This is a genomic window from Litoribacter populi (assembly GCF_007483685.1).
GTDB classification, from domain to species: domain Bacteria; phylum Bacteroidota; class Bacteroidia; order Cytophagales; family Cyclobacteriaceae; genus Litoribacter; species Litoribacter populi.
On record NZ_VMKN01000001.1, the window covers coordinates 2,385,961 to 2,407,905 of the forward strand.

At 39.2% G+C, this 21,945-nt stretch carries 22 protein-coding genes and 1 pseudogene; 9 read left to right on the forward strand and 14 right to left on the reverse strand.

What is annotated here, in order from left to right; translation table 11 throughout:
* Positions 1 to 5: 5 nt before the first annotated feature.
* Positions 6 to 461, reverse strand: coding sequence for a (2Fe-2S)-binding protein (locus tag FPL27_RS10305; RefSeq protein WP_143961015.1), 456 nt, complete (start codon positions 459 to 461; stop codon positions 6 to 8).
* A 204-nt stretch (positions 462 to 665) separates the two neighbouring features.
* On the opposite strand from FPL27_RS10305, the gene FPL27_RS10310 reads away from it, so the two are divergent.
* From FPL27_RS10310 to FPL27_RS10320, 3 genes are all read left to right on the forward strand, one after another.
* Positions 666 to 1,190 (forward strand): DUF2911 domain-containing protein, encoded by a 525-nt coding sequence (locus FPL27_RS10310; RefSeq protein WP_143961016.1) that lies wholly within the window; start codon positions 666 to 668, stop codon positions 1,188 to 1,190.
* A gap of 83 nt (positions 1,191 to 1,273) precedes the next feature.
* On the forward strand, positions 1,274 to 3,754 hold the full coding sequence (gene hrpB, locus FPL27_RS10315) for an ATP-dependent helicase HrpB (RefSeq protein ID WP_143961017.1): 2,481 nt from the start codon (positions 1,274 to 1,276) through the stop codon (positions 3,752 to 3,754).
* 221 nt (positions 3,755 to 3,975) lie between these two features.
* A complete protein-coding gene (locus tag FPL27_RS10320; RefSeq protein WP_143961018.1) occupies positions 3,976 to 4,203 on the forward strand; it encodes a cold-shock protein in 228 nt (75 codons plus the stop codon).
* A gap of 2 nt (positions 4,204 to 4,205) precedes the next feature.
* Here FPL27_RS10320 and FPL27_RS10325 read toward each other — a convergent pair whose 3' ends face one another.
* From FPL27_RS10325 to FPL27_RS10340, 4 genes and pseudogenes are all read right to left on the reverse strand, one after another.
* Positions 4,206 to 4,592 (reverse strand): hypothetical protein, encoded by a 387-nt coding sequence (locus tag FPL27_RS10325; RefSeq protein WP_235893415.1) that lies wholly within the window; start codon positions 4,590 to 4,592, stop codon positions 4,206 to 4,208.
* Between the two features lie 83 nt (positions 4,593 to 4,675).
* Positions 4,676 to 4,903, reverse strand: coding sequence for a VF530 family protein (locus tag FPL27_RS10330; protein WP_143961020.1), 228 nt, complete (start codon positions 4,901 to 4,903; stop codon positions 4,676 to 4,678).
* 389 nt (positions 4,904 to 5,292) lie between these two features.
* Positions 5,293 to 5,889: pseudogene (locus tag FPL27_RS10335) on the reverse strand (hypothetical protein).
* Between the two features lie 74 nt (positions 5,890 to 5,963).
* Positions 5,964 to 6,491, reverse strand: a complete 528-nt coding sequence (locus FPL27_RS10340) for a HEAT repeat domain-containing protein (protein ID WP_143961021.1) — start codon at positions 6,489 to 6,491, stop codon at positions 5,964 to 5,966.
* Between the two features lie 62 nt (positions 6,492 to 6,553).
* Between FPL27_RS10340 and FPL27_RS10345 the strand changes: the two genes are divergently transcribed.
* Complete coding sequence (locus FPL27_RS10345; RefSeq protein ID WP_143961022.1) at positions 6,554 to 7,264, forward strand: hypothetical protein; 711 nt, start codon at positions 6,554 to 6,556, stop codon at positions 7,262 to 7,264.
* Positions 7,265 to 7,315: 51 nt separating this feature from the next.
* A complete protein-coding gene (locus tag FPL27_RS10350) occupies positions 7,316 to 9,481 on the forward strand; it encodes a B12-binding domain-containing radical SAM protein (RefSeq protein ID WP_143961023.1) in 2,166 nt (721 codons plus the stop codon).
* Here FPL27_RS10350 and FPL27_RS10355 read toward each other — a convergent pair.
* The 3 genes from FPL27_RS10355 to FPL27_RS10365 form a co-directional block, all read right to left on the reverse strand.
* On the reverse strand, positions 9,467 to 10,159 hold the full coding sequence (locus FPL27_RS10355) for an N-acetylmuramoyl-L-alanine amidase (RefSeq protein ID WP_143961024.1): 693 nt from the start codon (positions 10,157 to 10,159) through the stop codon (positions 9,467 to 9,469). The two genes, FPL27_RS10350 and FPL27_RS10355, sit on opposite strands and share 15 nt — an antisense overlap.
* An 87-nt stretch (positions 10,160 to 10,246) precedes the next feature.
* Complete coding sequence (locus tag FPL27_RS10360; protein ID WP_143961025.1) at positions 10,247 to 11,197, reverse strand: aldo/keto reductase; 951 nt, start codon at positions 11,195 to 11,197, stop codon at positions 10,247 to 10,249.
* 84 nt (positions 11,198 to 11,281) lie between these two features.
* On the reverse strand, positions 11,282 to 12,574 hold the full coding sequence (locus tag FPL27_RS10365) for a protoporphyrinogen/coproporphyrinogen oxidase (protein ID WP_143961026.1): 1,293 nt from the start codon (positions 12,572 to 12,574) through the stop codon (positions 11,282 to 11,284).
* Positions 12,575 to 12,660: 86 nt separating this feature from the next.
* On the opposite strand from FPL27_RS10365, the gene FPL27_RS10370 reads away from it, so the two are divergent.
* Positions 12,661 to 13,887 carry a serine hydrolase domain-containing protein gene (locus tag FPL27_RS10370; RefSeq protein ID WP_143961027.1) on the forward strand — a complete coding sequence of 409 codons (1,227 nt, stop codon included), beginning with the start codon at positions 12,661 to 12,663 and terminating at the stop codon, positions 13,885 to 13,887.
* A 22-nt stretch (positions 13,888 to 13,909) separates the two neighbouring features.
* On the opposite strand, the gene FPL27_RS10375 is transcribed toward FPL27_RS10370, so the two are convergent.
* On the reverse strand, positions 13,910 to 15,283 hold the full coding sequence (locus FPL27_RS10375; protein ID WP_143961028.1) for a DEAD/DEAH box helicase: 1,374 nt from the start codon (positions 15,281 to 15,283) through the stop codon (positions 13,910 to 13,912).
* 172 nt (positions 15,284 to 15,455) lie between these two features.
* Positions 15,456 to 17,123 carry a DUF6909 family protein gene (locus FPL27_RS10380; RefSeq protein WP_143961029.1) on the reverse strand — a complete coding sequence of 556 codons (1,668 nt, stop codon included), beginning with the start codon at positions 17,121 to 17,123 and terminating at the stop codon, positions 15,456 to 15,458.
* Positions 17,124 to 17,346: 223 nt separating this feature from the next.
* On the opposite strand from FPL27_RS10380, the gene FPL27_RS10385 reads away from it, so the two are divergent.
* Genes FPL27_RS10385 through FPL27_RS10395 form a run of 3 tightly spaced genes read left to right on the forward strand, consistent with a single transcriptional unit; the run spans position 17,347 to position 19,240 of the window.
* Entirely contained in the window at positions 17,347 to 17,772 is a 426-nt protein-coding gene (locus tag FPL27_RS10385) for a lipocalin-like domain-containing protein (protein WP_143961030.1), read from the forward strand.
* Positions 17,773 to 17,783: 11 nt separating this feature from the next.
* The gene (locus FPL27_RS10390; protein WP_143961031.1) at positions 17,784 to 18,539 is read left to right on the forward strand and encodes a YoaK family protein; all 756 of its coding nucleotides are present in this window, start codon (positions 17,784 to 17,786) and stop codon (positions 18,537 to 18,539) included.
* Between the two features lie 14 nt (positions 18,540 to 18,553).
* Positions 18,554 to 19,240: a TetR/AcrR family transcriptional regulator gene (locus FPL27_RS10395; RefSeq protein WP_143961032.1), complete on the forward strand. Its 687-nt coding sequence runs from the start codon at positions 18,554 to 18,556 to the stop codon at positions 19,238 to 19,240.
* 11 nt (positions 19,241 to 19,251) lie between these two features.
* Here the strand turns inward: FPL27_RS10395 and msrA are convergent, their stop codons facing one another.
* The 4 genes from msrA to FPL27_RS10415 form a co-directional block, all read right to left on the reverse strand.
* On the reverse strand, positions 19,252 to 19,908 hold the full coding sequence (gene msrA / locus FPL27_RS10400; protein WP_235893416.1) for a peptide-methionine (S)-S-oxide reductase MsrA: 657 nt from the start codon (positions 19,906 to 19,908) through the stop codon (positions 19,252 to 19,254).
* A 20-nt stretch (positions 19,909 to 19,928) separates the two neighbouring features.
* The gene (locus tag FPL27_RS10405) at positions 19,929 to 20,237 is read right to left on the reverse strand and encodes a DUF3253 domain-containing protein (RefSeq protein ID WP_143961033.1); all 309 of its coding nucleotides are present in this window, start codon (positions 20,235 to 20,237) and stop codon (positions 19,929 to 19,931) included.
* Between the two features lies 1 nt (position 20,238).
* Positions 20,239 to 21,294, reverse strand: a complete 1,056-nt coding sequence (locus tag FPL27_RS10410; RefSeq protein WP_143961034.1) for a PA0069 family radical SAM protein — start codon at positions 21,292 to 21,294, stop codon at positions 20,239 to 20,241.
* Between the two features lie 64 nt (positions 21,295 to 21,358).
* Positions 21,359 to 21,901 (reverse strand): class I SAM-dependent methyltransferase, encoded by a 543-nt coding sequence (locus FPL27_RS10415; RefSeq protein ID WP_143961035.1) that lies wholly within the window; start codon positions 21,899 to 21,901, stop codon positions 21,359 to 21,361.
* Between the last annotated feature and the right edge of the window lie 44 nt (positions 21,902 to 21,945).

Genomic DNA, 21,945 nt, shown 5'->3' on the forward strand with positions numbered 1-21,945 from the left:
ATCGTTTATTTTTTAGCGGCTAATGCCACAGCTTCTCTAATTTTATGATAAGTGCCACAACGGCAAAGATTTCGGTTCATCGCATCTTCGATTTCCGCCATACTTGGTTGGGAGTTTGATTTCAAAAGTGCCGCAGCAGTCATAATTTGCCCTGCCTGGCAATAGCCGCACTGGGCCACGTCAACTTCTTCCCAAGCTTGCTGAACAGGGTGCTTACCATCTTCTGAAAGACCTTCAATCGTGATAACTTCATCCGATTCCAGACTTGATACTGGGGTGACACAGGAATTCCTGGCTTCTCCATTTATGTGGACTGTGCAGGCACCACATTGAGCAATTCCACACGAATATTTGGTGCCTACCAGCCCTAGATGGTCTCGCAGGACCCACAGAAGTGGAGTATCCTCCTCTACATCAACCTGAAACTGCCTACCGTTGATTTTAAGATTAAAATTAGCCATGTTCATCTTATTGGTGAATGAAGCTATAATTTAAACAAAATCCTTAAGTAGACGCTTATCTTGGCCAAGATTTTCCTGAGCATTTACACCAAACCTATAACTCCTTCTCTCAACGGTAAGAATATTTCAAAACCTTTTGTAGGCTTTTGGGATTTATGCAGTAGATTTTATTTAAATTAGTACAGAACTTTAAAACCTTAAATTATGAAAAGCAAAACTTTTATGAAATCCCTTACTCTGATTTGCGCCTTTTTAGTAGTTTCTCATCTAGCCATAGGTCAGGATCAGGAAAAGGCGAGCCCTGCCCGTACTGCTCAGGGTACTGTTGATGGTGCAAATATAGAAATCGGATATGGTAGCCCTGCAGTCAATGACAGGAATATTTGGGGCGGGCTGGTTCCATATGATCAAGTGTGGCGCTCAGGAGCAAATGAAGCCACTACTTTTACAACTGATCAAGCCATCAAAGTAGAAGGTAAGGAATTGGACGCTGGTCGATATGCACTCTTTACCATTCCTGGACAAAATGAATGGACAATTATATTTAACAAAGAAGCTTCCCAATGGGGATCAATGAAATACCAAGAAGCTGAGGATGCTCTAAGAGTAAAGGTTACTCCAAAAGAGTCCGCCGAAATGAATGAAAGACTAACCTACGATGTCACTTCAGATGGATTTGTCTTGAAATGGGAAAGACTTGAAGTTCCTGTTAAAATAACCAAAAAATAAAGTGAAAGGGGCTATCAAATTTGATAGCCTTTTTTCTTTTAAGCCATTCCGCTAAATTTGCATGCTAATCAATCCCAGTTTCCTTGACATTCGATCCGTTTTCAATTGACCTCCCTATTACAGACATTATTCCTTCTGTCAAAAATATTTTGGCAGAAGAGAATACCTTAATTGTAAAAGCTCCTCCTGGAGCGGGTAAAAGTACGTTACTGCCTCTAGCTCTGGTTAATGAGCCTTGGTTGAAAGGGAAAAAGATCCTCATGTTGGAGCCTCGGCGTTTGGCTGCCAAATCCATCGCTATGCGAATGGCGGATCTTCAATCAGGGAAAATTGGAGATCAGACCGGTTATATGATCAGATTTGAAAACCGCACCTCTCCAAGCACTCGAATTGACGTGTTGACAGAAGGTATTTTGACTAGGCTAATCCAACAGGACAATAGCCTGGAAAATGTCGGGATGGTAATTTTTGATGAATTTCATGAAAGAAACATTCATGCCGATATAGCCATGGTGCTTTGCCGGGAAGTTCAGCAGGTATTGAGGCCAGATCTGCGGATTATGATCATGTCCGCTACCATTGATCTCACTCAATTGGCTAAAATGCTTTCAGCCAAAGAGGTCGAAAGTAAGGGGCGACAGTTTCCCGTAGAAGTAAAATATTGGGGTGATACAGATGAATGGACCATAGTGGAGACCGTTAATAATGTTGTCTTAAAAGCAGTGAACGAGTTTGAAGGTGATATTTTAGTTTTCTTACCTGGTCAGGCGCAAATTATGCAATGCCATGATTTTTTGAAAAGTACTCTTCCCCATTTTGCCATACATCCGTTGTTTGGACTATTGCCCTTCCATAAGCAGCAGTCGGCCATTTTGCCCAATCCAAATAAGCGTAAGATTGTGCTATCCACAAGTATCGCCGAAACCAGCCTTACCATAGAAGGAATCACATTAGTTATTGATAGTGGCTTTGGTAAAACATCAAAATTTGACCCTAGGTCAGGGTTGTCTAGATTGAAAACTATCAAAATAACTAAAGATGCCGCCGATCAAAGGGCTGGTCGAGCTGGACGTTTGGGCCCCGGTAATTGTATTAGGTTATGGAGCAAAGCCACCCATGAAAGGCTAGAGCTTTTCAGAACACCTGAAATTTTGGAAGCAGATCTGGCAAGCTTGGTCCTCGATCTTTACTCTTGGGGCATTGAGGGTTATCGGCATATGGCCTGGCTCACGCCGCCTCCTCAAGGAGCTTTTGAGCAAGCAGTGGAACTTTTGGAAAGCCTTGAAGCCGTCCGCTACGGCAAGCTTACCGATCACGGCAAAAAGATGCAACGTCTCCCCTGCCATCCAAGAATCGCTCACATGCTGGTCAAGTCAGAGGAAATCGGACAGCAGTCTCTTGCTAGTGATTTGGCCGCAATTATTGAGGAAAAAGACCCACTTGGTAAAGATGCAGGCACAGATATCAATCACCGGATTGAAAAACTGAGGAGGCTTAGAAAAGAAAACAACGTTGATGGAGCTTTCCGGAAGGTGGAAACTGTTGCTCAACATTATAGAAGGATGCTGGGTATTGAGGCCTCAAATGATTTTTATGACATCTTTGAAACGGGAATTCTATTGGCCTACGCCTACCCTGACAGGATTGCCTGTGCCCGGCCAGGCAACAATGCTCAATTCCAACTCTCCAATGGAAGATTAGCCATGATCGGCCATCGGGATGATTTGGCACATGAGCCTTGGTTGGCTGTTGCGAATATGGACGCCAAAGATGGAATGGGGAAAATTTTTCTAGCCTCTCCGATCAATCCCAAGGATTTGATGCCTTTAGTCGAAGATAAGGAAATCATTGATTGGGACTTTAAGCAAGGTAAGTTGGTGGCCGAGAAAGTGATGCGGATTGGAAATATTGTGCTGAAATCACAGCCGTTGAAGCAAATTGATCCGGTAAAGGCTGAAAAGGCTATTCTCGAAGCAGTGAAAAATGAAGGTAGAAAACTGTTAAACTTTACCGAAGAAGTTATCCAATTGCAAAACAGGGTTATGAGCTTAAGGGCTTGGAACGGCATAGAAGTTTTTGAGGATTTTTCCACAGATTCGATATTAAAAAGAGCTTCTGAGTGGCTCTCTCCTTATATTTCCCAAATACGACGTGAGGAGGATCTTTTCAGGTTAAACTTAAAAGAGATCTTAACAAATTCAATGGCTTGGGATAAGCAACAGTTGGTGGCTGAGTTAGCTCCAGATAGGATTGAAGTCCCCAGTGGTTCATTCATCAAACTGCAATATCTCCATAACGGGGAATCACCCATATTGGCTGTTCGTCTTCAAGAACTTTTTGGGATGCTGGAGACACCGGTAATTAATGGTGGGAAACAGGCAGTTTTGATCCATTTGCTTTCCCCAGGGTATAAACCAGTGCAAGTAACAGCCGATTTAAAAAGTTTTTGGCAAAACACCTACTTTGAAGTAAAAAAGGAACTGAAAATGCGGTATCCAAAACATTTTTGGCCAGAAGACCCTAAAGAGGCGGAGGCTGTTCGGGGTGTAAAAAGGAAGCATTGAGCACTTAAAGAATAATTATGGGCTACAATTAGCTAAAGTCAAGTATATTCAAGACCTTTGTACCTCATTAAGAAATATTCCAAAACATACAATTTATCTGTACAGGACTATACTTTTCAATTTATCATGCTCGATGCTTTACACCTTCGCTCAGAATAAATAGGTTCCTTCCAGGATGTTGTTTTTGGGGTGTTTCTATTTTACAACCCTAAAAAACACTTATGGGAAGATCGAACAACAGTTTTATCAAAAAATTAAAAGCAGATAAAAAGGCGAAGAAGCGTAAAGAAAAACTCGTTAACCGCCTAGAGAAAAAAGAACAGCCTAGCAGTGGTAAACTCGAGGACATGATTGCTTATGTCGATGAATTCGGCAATATTTCCGACACTCCGCCTGAGCCACCTGTCGAGGAAAAAGACAAAAAGAATAAAAAGAGAACCGAAGAATAGCTTTAAAGCTCTTCCATCATCCCTTTGAAGTCAAACTGTAGATCTTCATGCAGTTTGCTAATAGCCTTTTCAATAGATTTTATTTGATTGTTATACAGGTTTTGCAAAACCGTAGAGCTTGAAAATCTAATTGAAGAGGTTTTCATTTTTTTACAGAAATAGATGAGTAATTCTACCTCAGTTTCTTTCTTTCCCGAGTATTTTATCTGCTTTTTCAGATTTCTTAATATCTTGCGGAGTCCTTTTTTCGCATAATAAATACCTGGGTTTAGGGAATCAAACTCCGAATCCAATTCCCTTTTTATGCCTTCTATATAATGGAACTCGTTCTCAGCTTCAAATAAAAGGTAACTCAACAACTCTTTATTATCCTTTTTCAGCTTTGCCAATCTTATTATTAAATTAAAAAGATCCTCCTCACAGAGAAATTTCAATTCTTTTTTTATTTGGACCAATGAGGCTGTTGTTGTCATTATGAATTTACTATAAACCGGATGTAAAGGTTTTCAACTTTTTCCCGAGCCCAAGGGGTTTTTCTTAAAAATGTAAGGCTACTTTTGATGCTAGGATTATGGGTAAAGCACCTGATATTTATTCTCTGCCCTAAAGACTCCCATCCAAAATAATCTACCAAAGCACTTAAAATTGCTTCGAGAGTTTTGCCATGAAGAGGGTTGTTTAGTTGAGTTTTATCATTCATGTCACAAAAGTAACATTATTCCACCAATTTTATATGCCTAACTGTACATGGATCTAAAACAAGTATGCAAACTCGCGAATAAAATAAATTAGCTATTTTAACAAAATATCAGGAATTTGTTTGCTAAATTTCATACAGATTCAATATATTCCCTTAAAGTACGGAGGATTATCCAAACCTACTTTATGATGTATAGAGAACTTTAAGTTCTATAAATCCAAAAAAATTTAAGCATCATGTCAAAAGAGAAAAGTATCAAAAAAGAGGGCGGGAAAAAAGAGCCTGCTAAAAACTTAAAGGAAAAAAGAGTGGCCAAGAAAGCCAAGCAAGAGGAGAAAAAGAAATCAGCTTGATAAGGTAAAGAGGTGCATTTGAGCACCTCTTTTTTATTATTCCTTATCCCTTGGAGGAGGAGTGATCATAATATGTGCTCTGTGCGTTCCCGGATCCATTATCCAAGGCATCCCTGGAGCCTGAGGTTTCAAAGGCAAACCTGTACTCTCCACAGTAGCAAACGGAATATACACCACCTATCGAAAATTAGTGTTTCGCACCTCCCCTTTCTCCGGGTCATAATCCTCCTTATCAGCAGAGAGTACAAACAAGGTTACACCATCTTTAGGCATTTCTAATTTACCGTCTTTTACTTCTTTTTCTCGGATATCAAAGATTTCCTGAAATGCCTTACCCTCTTTACTTAATTCTCGTCCACGTTCCATGAATGGTTCCAAGTCCTTGTGATAGCAGGATGCACTAAAGCCTTCCCGTTTTGGATCACTGGCAATACACACCATCTCATTTGAACCCTCTCTTAAAACCGTCCATTCACCGTTGGAATCGTAGCCATAGACTTTGGCTCCTTCCCGAAACTCCTCGGGAGCAGCCAAAACAGCTGTTTTGATCTGCGAATCAGCTGATGGAACATTTTGAGCCCAAAGAGTCGGACTCATCAAAAGCAATAATGAAAAAAGAGATATGGCTTTCATAAAATATTAAGTTTATGGTTAAAATCTGCTTATTAAATCTACCATTCTTTCCCCTCAAATGCTAGCTTTAGGCCCTATTCTTCCTCAAACATGCCTTTCATTTCTGAAAGCATTTCCTCTACTTCTGCTTTTTTCAACTCAAATGCCTCATCCAACTTGCTGTTGTTAGTGAAATGATTCCAATGCTTTTCAGCCTTCTTGATTACCCTGGGCGTGATGTCAAATTCTGTATAATCAAGGTAATACTTGGCAATAGCTGAGGCTTTGAAATTGCCAAACAAGTAGATTCTTAAAACATCCACAAATTTTTCGCTGATATCAAATCCCTCCAATGCCTGTACAAAGGCCCCATTTTGATTTTTATTTTCCTTATCATGGATTGCCTCTAAAAGAGGTTCTAAAGCAGATTGGTTGTTTTCCATTTTGGAAAGTGCCCTAGCGGCCAAAAATGCACACTCCTTATCTGCCCCCTGTATCAGTTCAACTAATTTAATTATGGTCTCTTCTCCTCCAACTTCAGCCAATTCATCGGCATATTTATACGCCTCCTCTTCCTGAGGATTACACATTTTTTCCAGTAAACTATCTATATTTATTTCCATAAGGTAAATCCAAACTATTTTTACAAATATAAGCCTAAAAAACGATTGCCGTAAACCTTGACATGGATCAAAAATTAATTTCAGCCGCGGAGAGTTCTCATTTATTGGAGATAATTCACCATATTCCTTCTGACAAGGATTTTAAGGATCATGAGTGGTATTTTTTCCAAGAAAATGAGACCGTCTTGAAATTTCGTCCTCCTATTCATTTCGATTTGGATGAGGAGGGACGGTTGAAGTCAGAGGATCTCCAGAATTACATCGTGCTTCTAATAAGATCAGGTATCGCGTCTATCGGCTATTTCGAAAATGGGGAAAACATTGACCACAAGGTTTTTAGATCATATATGGTCAGAAAAAAACAGGGAAAGAGCCAAATCAAACATCTCAAGACAAAAGGCAAAAGCCGGGCGGGTTCACGGGTCCGTTTGGCTGAAACTTTGGAGTTTTTTGAAGAGATTAATGAAAGGCTTGACCAATATTTTTCTCAATATTTTGTCGGTAAAATTGCTCTAAGTTGCTCCACCACGCTTATACCCTACCTTTTCAATAGCAAGACTCCTACCCCATTTGAAAAAAGCGATTCTCGGATTAAAACTGTTCCCCGTCATATCCAAAACCCTACTTTCGAGGCGTTGATGGCCACCAATGAATTTCTGAAAAAGGGGGAATTAAGGTATAAGCCGGAAGCCCTGGAGTTGCTAAAAGGCTTAATTTCGAGTGAGTCAAATTTGAGTTCTAATCCGGATGAAGAGGAGGATGAAAACTGGTAATATTTGGTTTCAGAGAAAACCTTGTCGAACTTTGCAGTAAAATCGACCGTCGTGCAACAACAAGTACTCCTCATCACCCCGCCCTTTACCCAATTAAACACGCCATATCCCGCTACGGCCTACCTTAAGGGTTTTCTTAATACGATTGGAGTGTCAGCAAAACAGGCTGATCTTGGCATTGAGGTGATATTGAGACTTTTTTCTAGAAGTGGACTTGAGGAAATGTTCGCTCAAATCCCAAAGGACCGAAAAGAAACCCTTACCCCGAATTCCAACCGTATATTTAAATTGAAGAAGGATTATATTGATACCATTGATCCGGTTATCAGTTTTCTTCAGTTCAAAAATCCAACCTTGGCCTACAATATCTGTGATGAGGATTTCCTTCCCCAGGCTTCCAGATTTCAACAATTGGAAGAGCTTGATTGGGCATTTGGGACTATGGGGATTCAAGATAAAGCAAGGCACTTGGCGACCCTATATTTGGAAGATTTAAGCGATTTTATCCAAGAGGCAGTGGATCCCAATTTTGGGTTCAGCCGTTATGCAGAGAGGCTCGGGAGATCAGCTAGCTCCTTCGATCCGTTATATGAAGCGATCCAATCAGCTCCTTCTTTTATCGATAAAATGATTTTTGAACTGTTGGAGCCCAAAATGCAGGGCATAACAACTGTTTGTATTTCAGTCCCGTTTCCTGGAAATCTTTTCGGGGCTTTAAGAGCTGGGCAGTTTATTAAAGCCAATTATCCCAAGGTCTCCATAGCCATGGGAGGCGGATATCCCAACACTGAACTGAGGTCAATTAAAGACCCTAGAATATTTGAATTTGTGGATTTTATCACACTTGACGATGGCGAAAGGCCTCTTGAGAACCTACTTCAATATTTAAATGGGGAAATCCCACAGGAAAAACTCAAAAGAACATTTTTTAAGAATGGAGAGAAGATCGCCTATTCCATAGGTCAGTCATTGGACGTTCCATTCAGCAAAGTAGGAACGCCTGACTACGAAGGTCTACCTTTACAGAATTATCTTTCTGTCATCGAGATTGTCAACCCCATGCACCGACTTTGGTCAGATGGAAGATGGAACAAGCTTACCATGGCCCATGGCTGCTATTGGAAGAAATGCAACTTCTGCGATGTTTCTTTGAATTACATTCAACATTATGAACCAATTAGCGCACAGTTGATTTGTGACAGGATTGAGGAGTTGATTAAGCAAACTGGTCAGACAGGATTTCACTTTGTCGATGAGGCGGCACCACCAGCCCTGATGCGGGAATTGGCGATAGAAATTCTCAGGAGAGATTTAAAGATTACCTGGTGGACTAATATTCGCTTTGAGCAAAGGTTTACATTGGACCTTTGTCGCCTTCTTAAAGCTTCCGGTTGCATAGCTGTATCGGGAGGTCTGGAAGTTGCCTCTGACCGATTGCTGAAACTCATGCAAAAAGGTGTAACGGTCGAGCAAGTCGCAAAAGTGGCTCATAACTTTACTGAGTCCGGCATTATGGTACACGCCTACCTAATGTACGGATTTCCGACCCAGACTGATCAGGAAACGATTGATAGTCTAGAAATGGTTAGACAACTCTTTCAATACAATGTACTTCAATCAGGGTTTTGGCATTTATTTGCCATGACCGCGCACAGTCCTATCGGTCATGAACCTGCTAAATTTGGTGTGACGAGGGTCGGTCCTGATTTCGGTGGGTTTGCCGACAATGATCTCATTCATGAAGATCCAACAGGGGCCGAACATGAATGGTACAGCGATGGACTTAAAAAGGCCCTATTTAATTATATGCATGGTTTAGGTTTTGATTTTGACTTACAGGAATGGTTCGATTTTGAAATTCCAGAAACATCCGTTCCCAGCAATTTTATCTATAATGCCATTACTGATGAGGCGGCCGAAAAATTGAGCTCAAATTCAAAACTTGTATGGATCGGAAATCAGCCTGAACTTAAGATCACGGGTCAAAATAAAGGTATCCTCTTTATTGAAAATAAGACTTCTTCCCTTCAAGTTAGGTTTAAAAAAGATAATGAAGCCATCTTAAAATGGCTGTTCGACAATCTTCAAGGACACAACTCCATTGCCTGGTCAGCTCTACAGGAAAATCTGCAAGAAAATCAAAATCCATCTTGGGATAGGCTCCACCAATCCAGGGTATGGAACGAGTTAAGGTCGGTTGGACTATTGATTGTTTGATGATTCCAATTCCGTTACTCCTGCCAAATTCATATCTGCTATCCTTTTCCGGACTGCTTTCATAAACTTATCCCCAGGGTCAGTTTTGACGGTAAGGTACCCCGGATCGGTTTCTTTCCAATAAGGATGCTCTTTGAATAATTGGTATTCATGGTGACCAATCACATGCGTGATGTCATATTTACTTTTCAGATAGCGAATGATCTGTTCATTGGCTTTTTCTTGAGCCTTTGTTAGGGGCATCTCGTCACTACCTATATTTTCAATCCCTACGGCACAGTGGTTCAAGCCAATGGTATGTCTAGCGAAATGATTTTCCGGCATCAACTTAAAAATGGTCCCATCTTGGTCTACAAGGTATTGGCTAGAAACGTTTAAGGCACTAGCTCCCTGCAAACCATCTCTAGCTGCAGGCAAGACTGATGGGTCAAACACATCGAAAGTCTTTTCAATTGTCGGGACCACGGTCCAGTGAAGGACCACCATCTTCGGTTCAATTTCAACAGTCTCTGTTTCAATCCCATGACGATCATTCAAGTATTTTAAACTTAATTCAATCCTTTCCTCGTCATAGTTGATAAATTTATCAAAAGTCCTAAAAGTTGCATTAGGTGCGCATGAGAGATTACAGAAAAACGCAAACCAAATCAGGATGGCAAACAATAATTTATAATTCATGTGTCAATATAAAAAAGTCCAAGTAAGAATTAGCACCAATACTATTTGAACGGCATAAAAAAAACCGGACTGAATCCGGTTTTTATTTTAATCCCATAAATCTTCCATTTTGTAGGGGGATCCCTCCATTGTCCAAAAAGAGCCATCCACAAATCGATAAGGCCCTTTTAATTTGGATATTTTTTCCATATCAACCTGATTTAGTTCAACATCCAAACTCTTAAAGTTTTCCCTAATTCTTGACTCATTTACTGATTTAGGAATTACAACAGTATCCCTTTCAATTGCCCAAGCAATCAAAACCTGGGCTGGTGAAATATGATGTTTTTGAGCAATACTCTTAATTGTTTCATTATCCAACAAATTGGGCTCATCATCTTTCTTCATTGCTGAGGCTCTATCAGTGCTTCCTAGAGGAGAATATGCAGTTACTTGAACTCCATTTTCATGACAAAACTCTATTAACTCATCTTGAGGAAGCAAAGGATGAAGCTCAATTTGGTTCATCTCCGGCATTACTTCACAATTATCGAGGATTTCAGTTAGGTGTTTCACATTAAAATTTGAAACACCTACATGATTGGCCAATCCTTCATGAAATGCCTCTTCCATGCCTTCCCAAGTTTCCATTAGTGGTGCTTCATCATAAGATAAAAAATCCCCTGGCTCACTAATATTAACCTTATCTTCTTTGTGAGAAACAGGCCAATGAATAAGGTATAAGTCAAGATAATCTAACTTTAAGTCCTTCAATGTTCTTTTCAATGCAGGGATAACTTGATCCTTTTTATGTGCGTTGTTCCAAAGTTTTGAAGTGACAAAAACCTCTTCTCGGCTAACTATTCCATCTTTAAAAGCTTTTTGCAGGGCTTTTCCTACTTCTTTTTCATTTTGATAAATAGGAGCACAGTCAATATGTCTATATCCACACTTCAAGGCATGAAGCACCGCATCATACACCTCTCCTGGCTTGCTTTTCCATGTACCAAGACCTAATATGGGCATCTCATCCCCATTCTCAAATTTTACTGATTTCATTGGATAATATTTCTTTAAAAATTAACATGAAGTCTCCTGCGTTTACTTATCAAAAGTGATACTACAATTTGCAGAGAGAAAATCTTATTTTAACTCAGTCTCCATTACAATAGGCTTTAATCCTCCATTTTGCTCCATATTGTGTTTAAGAATAATGGATTCAGCGGCCCTTCGCCCTGACCTCATTGCAGCATTCAAAGAGGGGTTTAACAGATAATCCCCAGCCAAATGTACATTTTCCCCAATCTTACAGTCCACGGCAAGTATATCATGTTTCAAAACAGGAATATCGGGTAATGCTTCTTCAATTTCATAAGTATGGATATGCTCAAAGTATTCGGATCGAATACCACTCAATACTTGTAGTTCTTTTGCCACTCTGGCAACAAGATCTTCAACTCCTACAGTATCATTTACTATGCTGACAGAAAGTAAGGCTTTTTCCGTTGTTGAATACGATGGACTCACATCTGTGTGGAAAACAAGATTATTGATCAAGAAATTTTCTCCTGGTACCAAACCAATAGATGGTTGAGCTAAGAAGGACCTGGAAATGGCATAATAAATATTAGTTACCTTATGATAATTAAACTCACCTTCCTTCTTGAAATCTTTCAAATAGGTTGGTAATGTTGTACAAATGATTTCATCAGCAACAATTTCTTCACCGTCTTCTAATGTAATAACGCTACCATCCACAAATTTCACCATGGTGTTAAAGCGGACTGCCGTGTTTTTCAGCTTTCCGTATAGCTGGTTAGGAATTTCCTGCATACCAAGTTCTGGGATAGCAACTTTTCCTTTATGAAGCATTTTAAATACAAATTCAAACATACTTGAAGGGGTTTTCAATTCACCTTCCAAAAAGATTCCTTTAAATAAAGGATTTAAGAAATTGGCTATAATTTCCGGAGAAAAGCCTCGGGCTAAAAAATACTCCCTGGTGGTAAGCACATCGGTTTTGAATATCTGCTCTTCCGATTTTTGCATCAGCCCCGCAGAAATTGTAAAAAGTTTGATCTTATCCTTGGTGTTACCCACTTTAGATAAAGCCATAGAGAAAATTCCCGCTGGATTGAGAAAAGGATCTGTCACGTGCATGGAGCCATCTGATCGCAAAATTACCATGTCAGGATCAAAATATTTTAGATTGAGGGCATCATAATCCAAATACCGTTTTCCCTCGGGATAACCGGTTAAAAATATCTGAAACCCTCTGTCCAACAAATAACCATTTTTCAGATCCGTTCTAACCCTGCCACCAACACTGTCAGAACTCTCTAAAATGACGGGGCGATATCCAACCGCCTCTAGCTCATAAGCAGCCACCAGCCCGGCCATCCCAGCTCCTATAATGTAAACCTTTTTATCGTTCATTATATTCTTTGATTTATTTATATTACTGCCTATTCAAAAAAATGTTTCTATGAATTATTTCTATCGATAAAACCAACCTATTAAAAATGAAAATCAAACTCTTCATCATAGCAACATGCATTTTGCTTTGTGGAATTACTGAATACGGACTATCCCAGCAATATTTCCCTGAAAAAAACTACTGGGAAAATAAAAAGCCTGAGGATGTCGGCATGAATGAAAAATTACTGCAAAAAGCCATCCAATATGCGCAACAGAACGCCAGTAAAGCAGATAAAAACCTGAAAAAAGCTCATTATCAATCGGCATTTGGACGGGAACCCTTTGGATACCCTATCGGGCCCATGAAGCAACGGGGCAAGCCTACCGGCCTGGTAATTAAAAATGGTTATATTATTGCCGAGTGGGGAGAACCTGAAAGAGTGGATCTTACTTTTAGCGTTGCGAAAAGCCTGGTGTCTGCCACAGTGGGGCTAGGTTATGACCAAGGGCTAATAAAGAGTGAAAATGACTTGGTTTACCCATATATGGCTCCTATAATTCCCTACTCCTCCCTTCAAGCTCAAAGAAACAAGGCTGATAATTTGGAGGAGGAAGATGTTTTCGAGCTTTTCAATACCGAGCACAACCGCAAAATAACTTGGGATCACCTCTTAAGGCAGACGTCTGACTGGGAAGGAACGCTGTGGGGAAAACCTGACTGGGCCGATAGGCCGGAAAAAGATTCAGAAAATTGGATAGATAGAGAAAGAAATGAGCCAGGGTCGGTTTACGAATACAACGATACTAGAGTTAACGTTTTGGCGCTAGCCAGCATGAATATCTGGCGAAAAGCCCTGCCTGTGGTGTTAAAAGAAAACCTGATGGATAAAATTGGCGCAAGTGACACTTGGAGATGGACTGGGTATGAAAACAGTTTTGTGATAATTGACGGTCAAATTCTTCAAGCGGTGAGTGGCGGATCCCATTGGGGAGGCGGCATGTTTATTAATGCGTATGATCAGGCTAGGTTTGGGCTTTTGACTTTAAAAAATGGCGCTTGGAATGGAAAGCAGATATTATCTGAAGAGTGGATTAAAAAATCATTAACTCCCACATCGGCACAGCCAACATATGGGTTTATGAATTATTTCCTAAACACTGACAAATCATTACTCCCTGATGCTCCAGAATCAGCATTTTACCATTTAGGAGCGGGTGTGAACATGATCTATGTGGATAAAGAAAACGATCTGGTAGTGGTCACCAGGTGGCTGGAAGGACCTCATATGAACGGCTTTATAAAAAAAGTTTTGGAGAGTTTAAATAATTAAGGGAAGTAAAACTTCCCTTTTTTTAATCTATTTCTGAATTTACATTCTTCCTTTCTCTAAACTTGGGTTTTGAGGAAGATTTTTGGTGGGAGCTACTTTTTGCCTCACCGATATTGTTTTCAGTACTAGGATTTGGAGTACTACCGCCTTCATTTTTGGCTGGCCTATTTTGTTTCCCTCTTGGCTTTGAAAACTTCTTATTGCCATTTGGTTTCTTCCGATCAAAATTTGCTTTCCTTTGGCCACTACCTTGATTATCTAATTTGGGAGCCTCACCCAAATGATCAGGTAAAGGATGCTGTTCTAATTCCAATCCAATCAACTTCTCAATGTTGTTGAATTTAAACTTGTCTTTGGAGTTTACAAAAGTAATAGCTTCACCTTGGCTATCAGCCCTGGCTGTTCTACCAACTCGGTGAACATAATCTTCTGGATCAGACGGGGTGTCATAGTTAATGACCAACTCAATACCTACTACATCAATTCCACGCGAAATAATATCGGTCCCAATCAAAATTTTGATCGCACGATTTTTAAATGCGGACATGATTTTCTCCCTTTCCAGCTGCTCAAGGTCTGAATGGAAAGCCTCAACCTCAAAATCTTTTTTAAGAACCTTATAAAGGGATTTCACCTTATCTTTAGTAGAAGCAAAGATTATCACAGCTTCAAATGCTTTTTGAGACAATATATGTTTCACTAAGCCCTCCTTTTGATTATCATGCACATGATAAACACTTTGGGTGATACCTTTGGCTGTTTTGCCCAATGCAATACTAATGGAAATTGGGTCCTTCAAAATCTTAGAAGAGAATTGTCTAATCTTTTGAGGCATAGTTGCTGAGAAAAGCACAGTTTGCCTTTCCTTAGGAAGATAAGTGACTATCTTAAGAAGATCTTCGGAAAATCCCATGTCCATCATCCTGTCAGCTTCATCGAGGATTAGGTGTTGCAAATTTTCGAACTTGATTTTGCCACTAGCCAAAAGTGCAATTAATCTACCTGGGGTTGCTACCACTATTTCAGCACCAGTTTCCAAAGCCCTTTTCTGCTGTTCCCACACAACACCATCACCACCACCATAGACGGCAATCGAACTAATACCAAGAAAATAGGCAAAGCCTTGGATTTGTTGGTCGATTTGAATAGCCAGCTCCCGGGTTGGCGCCAAAATTAAAGTATTAATGTCTGAAGAACCACTCTTGGCAATCTTGTGCAAAATTGGAAGAATAAAAGCTGCTGTCTTACCGGTTCCGGTTTGGGCTGTGGCGATAAGATCTTTACCTTCCATAATAGCGGGAATGGCCTCTTGTTGTATGGGGGTAGGTTTGTCAAAACCCATTGCATCGAGACCTTCTTGTAATGAGTCTACGAAATTAAATTTATCAAAAGTCAAAATCAATAATTGTTAATGGTGAATAAGTCAAAGAAATATAAGAGAATCCTTCATATTTCTAGTCCTAACAATAGAAGGATAAAAATCATTCAATTCAATATTTATAAAAAAATGAATGATCCTCAGCCTAAAGATAAAAATTTAAGCCAAGGATCAAGATCAAATGATTGTATTACTTCATTATTTTTTCCAAAATTTTATAAGTTATCAAGTAAGTCGGCCTGACGCCTTCCACTCCCAAGGCTCCTGATGCCAATGTACTTCCTGTTTCTAATGGGTTATCCGAGGCATAATAAGCATACAACACTTTTACATTTTTCCGGATGCTGTGCCTAATTTGACTAGCAGCTTGGATGGCTTTTTGATAATGAGCGCCTTCCATTTCTAGACCGGCAGCTTTCCAGCTAGACTCCATGAAGTAGGTAAGAACATCTCTGTTTTGAAGCGAAGTGCCCAATACAGTGATCATCGGACCTTCATATACTCCTAAACCAAACCCTTGAAAGTCTTTCACAGATAATTCATTCTTCAGTGGATAATTATCTGCAGTGCCTTCAAAAACATGGCTATCAGGAATCATAATATCACCTTTATTCCCTTTGAGAATCCCGGCCTTGCCCATAATTGACACAGAAACCACGTCCAAGGATATTTTATCCTCACCAGATTCATATGGCTTTAGCAGTTCATCCATGCATTCATAGGCTTGCTCTCCAAAAGCATAATCCATAACTACGAATACGGGTTTTTTCTTTTTGTCTGAAGGTATTTTAACACCCGGAATCAAGGTGTCTTTCTTCATTTTGGCTGTATCAAAAACCTGCACGCCAATATTGGTTCCCGATAGATCAGGAAGGTCATAAAAGCCATGTGATTTGGCATAAGAAGCAATTTCCTTCGACTTATTAGTTTTAGACATTACAGATATGTCCATCGCACTGGTTTCCAATTCTTCGTAAGTGTCTAGCCCCAAAGCCTGGTGTCCATACACGAGATTTAATACGCTGTGAAGATTTGCAGAGATAATATGAATAGGTCTATCTATAAGCTTTTCCTCCTCAAGGAAAGCCTTAATTCGATTCGCCCATAACTCACCGTAGACATGATGACCTACTCTTTCTCTTAAGGTTGCAGAAAAACTTATTTCCCGATCATTAGCATTGACAGCTTCGTCAATGGAGAGCTTGCCTAAGTAGTAAATAATAGAAAAAAGACTGTTGCTATTAGAAGAATCATCAAATTTGCGAACCGCTTGAATCGTCTCCTCATAAGTTCTGCCCGTGATATGGCTCAGATAAGAACATGCCGCCTCTCGGTCAAACTCCTCCCCTCTTTTTTCCTTATCCACAATTTCGGCAAGTTTCTGCCAATTCAGATTTTCCTTGCCTTTATGGTCAGTGCTGTTGTGGCGAATTATTTCCGCCTCGATATAAAGAAAAGTCAAATGGGTTAAAATATCATAGATATCACTTTTTCCCCTTGTCATCTCTACATACATCTGGCTTTTATCCACTCTGTAGCAATTACGTTTTCTTCGTGGTGGAACCAGTGTCGGGAAATCACTGTGTTCATATCCCTCACGGCTAATTAATCTTACAAAACGGCATTCCTCAATACCTTTAGGCAGCCTTTCCATAATATATAGAAGGCCATCAAGTTCTATTTTTTCCTTATCAGTAATAAGACCATATATCTCTGGACTTAACACTAAAAGTGAACTAATCAAGGATTCCCCTGAAACCCCCATTGGTTTATAAGTTCCTCTGGTAAACAAATGCCGCATGGTAATATAAAGTTTCTCAATGGCTGCCCGGGATTCTTGTGCTCTAGTTCTTTTCATAGCAAATAATATAAGATTAAAATTCTACAAAGTTAAATAAAAAAGTTTACCCAAAACTTTAATAGTTCAGGTATTGGACTTTAGCGCTTCTTTATCAGCCAAATAATTAGAGAAATAGGTGAAATAGGCCATTGAAACCAAAATACTGGTTCTAACGTTAAACTTTCAGCAATAATAGTATTACTTTCACGAATGAAAGGAGTTATTCCTATAATTAAACCACATGCCTAAGTTCAGCAATATCATTATTACAGCCGGAGTCATCATAGTTAGTGTGGCTGTTTCCCTTGGCTTTGTTTCTAACAATCCTGAAAATATCATCATCGGGGATTGGGAAGAAGCTGCTTGGACTTATGAAAAGGCCAACGAACCCTCTATGTTTTATTATGATCTCACTACTGTAAGAAAACACGAGGCTGAAAATTGGATTTTTGGAGATGATAATACCATCATATTTATGAAAAATGATGAAGTCGTAGGAAAAGGTAAATGGATATTAAAAGGTCGTGGGCATATTTTGAAATTGACCCATGAAGATGGTCATGTGGAGCGATATGATATTAAAGAATTGAATGACAATGAATTGATCTTGAATTTTGATATTGGTATGGAGTCACGAGGTATAGCAAAATTAACTTTTAAAAAATAATACATCCCAGAATGTTAAGAAACGATCAGAAAAAAAGATCAACCAAGGACAACCTTATGCTTGCCGGCTCTACTGCTACCGCAGCTGGTATGGTCAATGTAGCAAGTGTGGTAGCCTTTTTTGCTTTTACTTCAAATGTTACCGGTCATGTGGCAATTTTGGCCGAAGAAATAGTGAAAGGCCATTGGCATCAAGTGTATATCGTCTTGATTTGGTTATTACTTTTTCTCTTTGGAGCTTTTTTAGCGAATTACCTAATCTATTCAGTAGTTAGAAAAGGAACTTACGTTGCTCACTCTGTTCCAGTTATTATAGAAATTATCGTTTTGCTGGGTGTTGCTTTCTATGGGCATAATTATTATTCAGAAACCTTAAGAGAAACAGAATGGCTCGTGGGGGCTCTACTTTTTTGCATGGGACTTCAAAATAGCCTTGTATCCACTATAACTGGAGGAGTTGTCAAAACTACGCACGTTACCGGCCTTTTTACTGACCTTGGAGCTGAATTGTCCCAGTGGTTTCATCCTAAAACGGAAAGCACCAAGATTTTGAAGGACAGACTTACTCTGAGATTTACTATATTGTCATTCTATATTTTCGGAGGACTGGTAGGCGGATGGTTCTTTTTAAGATTTGACTTTCACGTATTTTATCTAGTTGCAGCTATTATGCTATTTGTGGCCTATTATGACATGACCATGCTAGTAACCAAAAAGACCATCATGAAAATTAAACGTCCGGCCCACGAAATACAGGAACAGAATTAAGCTTCAATTATCGTATGGAAATAGATATTCATTTACCAAAAAATGAGAATTTGTACCTCATTAATCCGGAAAATTCGGCTTTGGGCAAAAAAATCATCGTTTCAAGTATTGGTATGATCAGAGAATTGGGAATTGAGGATTTCACTTTCAAAAAATTGGCGCGAGAGATCAAGTCTAATGAAGCATCAATTTACCGCTATTTCACTAATAAGCATAACTTGCTGGTATATCTGATTTCTGTTTATTGGGAAGTGTTGAATATGAAAATTGAGTTTTCTACAGAATTCACCGTCACACCGAAAGACAAACTTGACAGGGTAATTGATATTTTAGTAAATATTGAATCGGCCTCACCTTCCATCAAAAACATGGATATCAGAAGTCTTCACGAAATTGTTCTTTCAGAATCCGCAAAAGCTTACTTGACAAAAAAAGTAGACCTTGAAGATCAACAAGGTTATTTCAAAAGCTATGAAAAGCTGGTTGATACAATTTCAAAAATCTTTATTGAGGTAAATGATGAATATGAATTTCCACGTGCATTAGCCTGCAACCTTATTGAAACAACTTACGAGCAGTTTTATTTCTCACAGCATTTTCAAACCCTTACTGAATTTCAAAATTCAGACAGTAAACCGAAAGTAAAGAGATTTCTAGAAACTTTGATGTTTTCAGTATTGACAAAAGGGACCCTAAATTAGGGTCCCTTTTTTTATTTTAGTTTATCAGCAAAAACCTTTTTGAATTTTTCAACCTTTGGTCTTATTACATATTGACAATAGGCCTGCCCTGCATTCAATTTATAGTAATTCTGGTGGTATTCTTCTGCCAGGTAGAAGTTTGAGAAAGGGGTAATCTCTGTTACAATCGGCTTTTCAAAAACCTTTTCTTCATTCAATTTACTCTTGAAGTGATCCGCTTGTTTACGCTGTTCTTCAGTGTGATAAAACACTGCGCTTCTATATTGAGGACCTACATCATTACCTTGTCGATTTAAAGTAGTAGGATCATGAGTTGACCAAAAAATCTCCAATATATCACTATAGGAAATGACTTTAGGATCAAAATAAAATTGTATAACTTCAGCATGACCAGAAGTTCCGGAGATTACTTTTTGATATGCTGGATTGGCTATATGTCCACCGCTATACCCGGACTTTACCTCTTCTACACCCTCAAGGTCTTGATAGATGGCTTCAATGCACCAGAAACAACCGCTGCCCAAAGTGGCCACTTCGTATCCATCGGGAATATTCACTTCTGTTTTGGGTAAATCATTCATGGGTTTGTTGGACTTGTTGGATGACTTTTGTCCGCAGGCGGAAAAAGCCATAAGAAATGCGAAAATAAATACAGTTAATCTTTCCATTGATATTTCTCAATTGGTAATTAGGGTTTAGGAACCTTTATCCTAACTGGGCCAGTGGGCATTTGGTTTTTATGAACCTCAATTCCTTTTTGCATAACGGAGATTTTCCCATCCCGATAAAGTCTCATCATTTCCTGCTGGACATCTGACATGAATTCACGCCAGGCCTGGGGAAATATCCATCTTGCAATTTCGGAGGGGCAAAAAGTGTTATCCCCCCTTTGCCTTCCCATTTCCATAATGGCTGATTCTAAAACAGAGGAAATTTTCCCCTCTTCCGTTAGGGTTTCTGAAGAGTTATATTTTTTGCTTGAATTCAATTTTTGCATATCAGAATAATCTCAACTGTTTTCTGGGATTGAAAAGTGAAAGATCATAATCAGGCATTTTCCTTTCTGCCATATACTTTTTCACCCCTTGGTCAAATATTCTTTTGATAACTTCTGCAATAGGTCCATCTCCTTTGATCCTTCGGCCCCATTCATTGTCTTTTAAACTCCCTCCATGCAAACTTTTGATTTGGTGGAGAACTTTATGCTTTCTATCCGGAAACTCCCTTTCCAGCCATTCTGTAAAAATTTCTTCGAGTTGCCCATTAAGCCTTACCACTGTATAGCCTGCACATAGTGCTCCAGCCCTTGAAGCCAGGCGTAAGATTTCAAGAATATCGTTATTATTAATCCCTGGTATAATCGGAGCAATCATTATTCCCACAGGAATATGATTTAAAGTGAATTTTTCAATCAACTTGATTTTCTTTTCCGCTGTGGCCGTTCTAGGCTCGAGAACTTGCTTTAATGCTGGATCAAGATGATTAATGCTAAAATATACATGAACTAACCGCAGCTTTGCCAATTCAATAAGGATATCCATATCTCTTTCAATCAGAGAATTTTTGGTTATCAAACTCACTGGATGCTTATTATCCAAACAAATTTGAAGAATCTTACGTGTAAGCTGAAATTTTTTCTCTGCTGGTTGATAACAATCAGTATTCCCTGAAAGCATTATTGGGGAAGGCTGATACCCCTTCCTTTCAAAGGTTTCTTTCAGCTTTTCGGCAATGTTGTGCTTGACCACGATATTAGTCTCAAAACCAAGTCCGGCATCGAAACCCCAGTAGGTATGGCTATTCCGGGCATAACAATAAATACAGCCATGTTCGCAACCCTGATAAGGATTAATGGAAAATGTCAATGGCAGATCGGGACTATCATTCTTACTCAAGGGATTTTTCACCGATTCCGAAAAGTACTTGGTAATGGGTTTGTCCTCATATTTGGGCACATCCAGACCTTCAGAGAATTGAGTTACCTCTCTTCTTTTCAAAAACCTGTTTTCTGGATGTATGTGGGATCCCCTACCCTTGAATTTGTCCGACTCCATTCTAATCTAAAATGCCTTAATTAATGACTTCAATCATTACTTATAGAAGGCAATTTGGCTGGAATTAGTTGCAAACCATAATGAAGGCTGGCGGGAAATTTTTCATTGTCCAGCTCGCTTTCACATTACTGAAATGTTTGGCAAATTGAAACTTCAGAAGATAGGAATAACATATCTGTATGAAGGGCCCTTTTCCATTTAGCTTTTGGGAGCTTACCGCATAGATTTTCTCTCTTTCTTCTTTGGGTATAAGGCTAAAAGGAAGGGAAGAAAATATTACATTAGGCTGACTACCATTGATATGGTTTTCAAAATTTGAAGCTGAATCACAGATAATGTGGATGTTTTTCTGAGGAAATTCCTTTTTCAAGGAATCGCAGAATTTTTCACTAATCTCAAAGACATACAAATTGGCATCATTATCCATTTTTTCAACAATGCCTCGGGTAATACTGCCATCTCCACCACCAAGTTCGACGATAGTCTTTGCTCCTTTCAATTCTGCGTAGGAGAGCATTTTATTGACAAGAGCCTTGGAACTAAATGTAATGGCTCCTGTAGTTTTAATATTGGAGAATAATTCTTTATGAAGAAGGCTTTTATCCATTGATTATAAAATTTTCAGATGATTACAATGAATAAATTTACTAA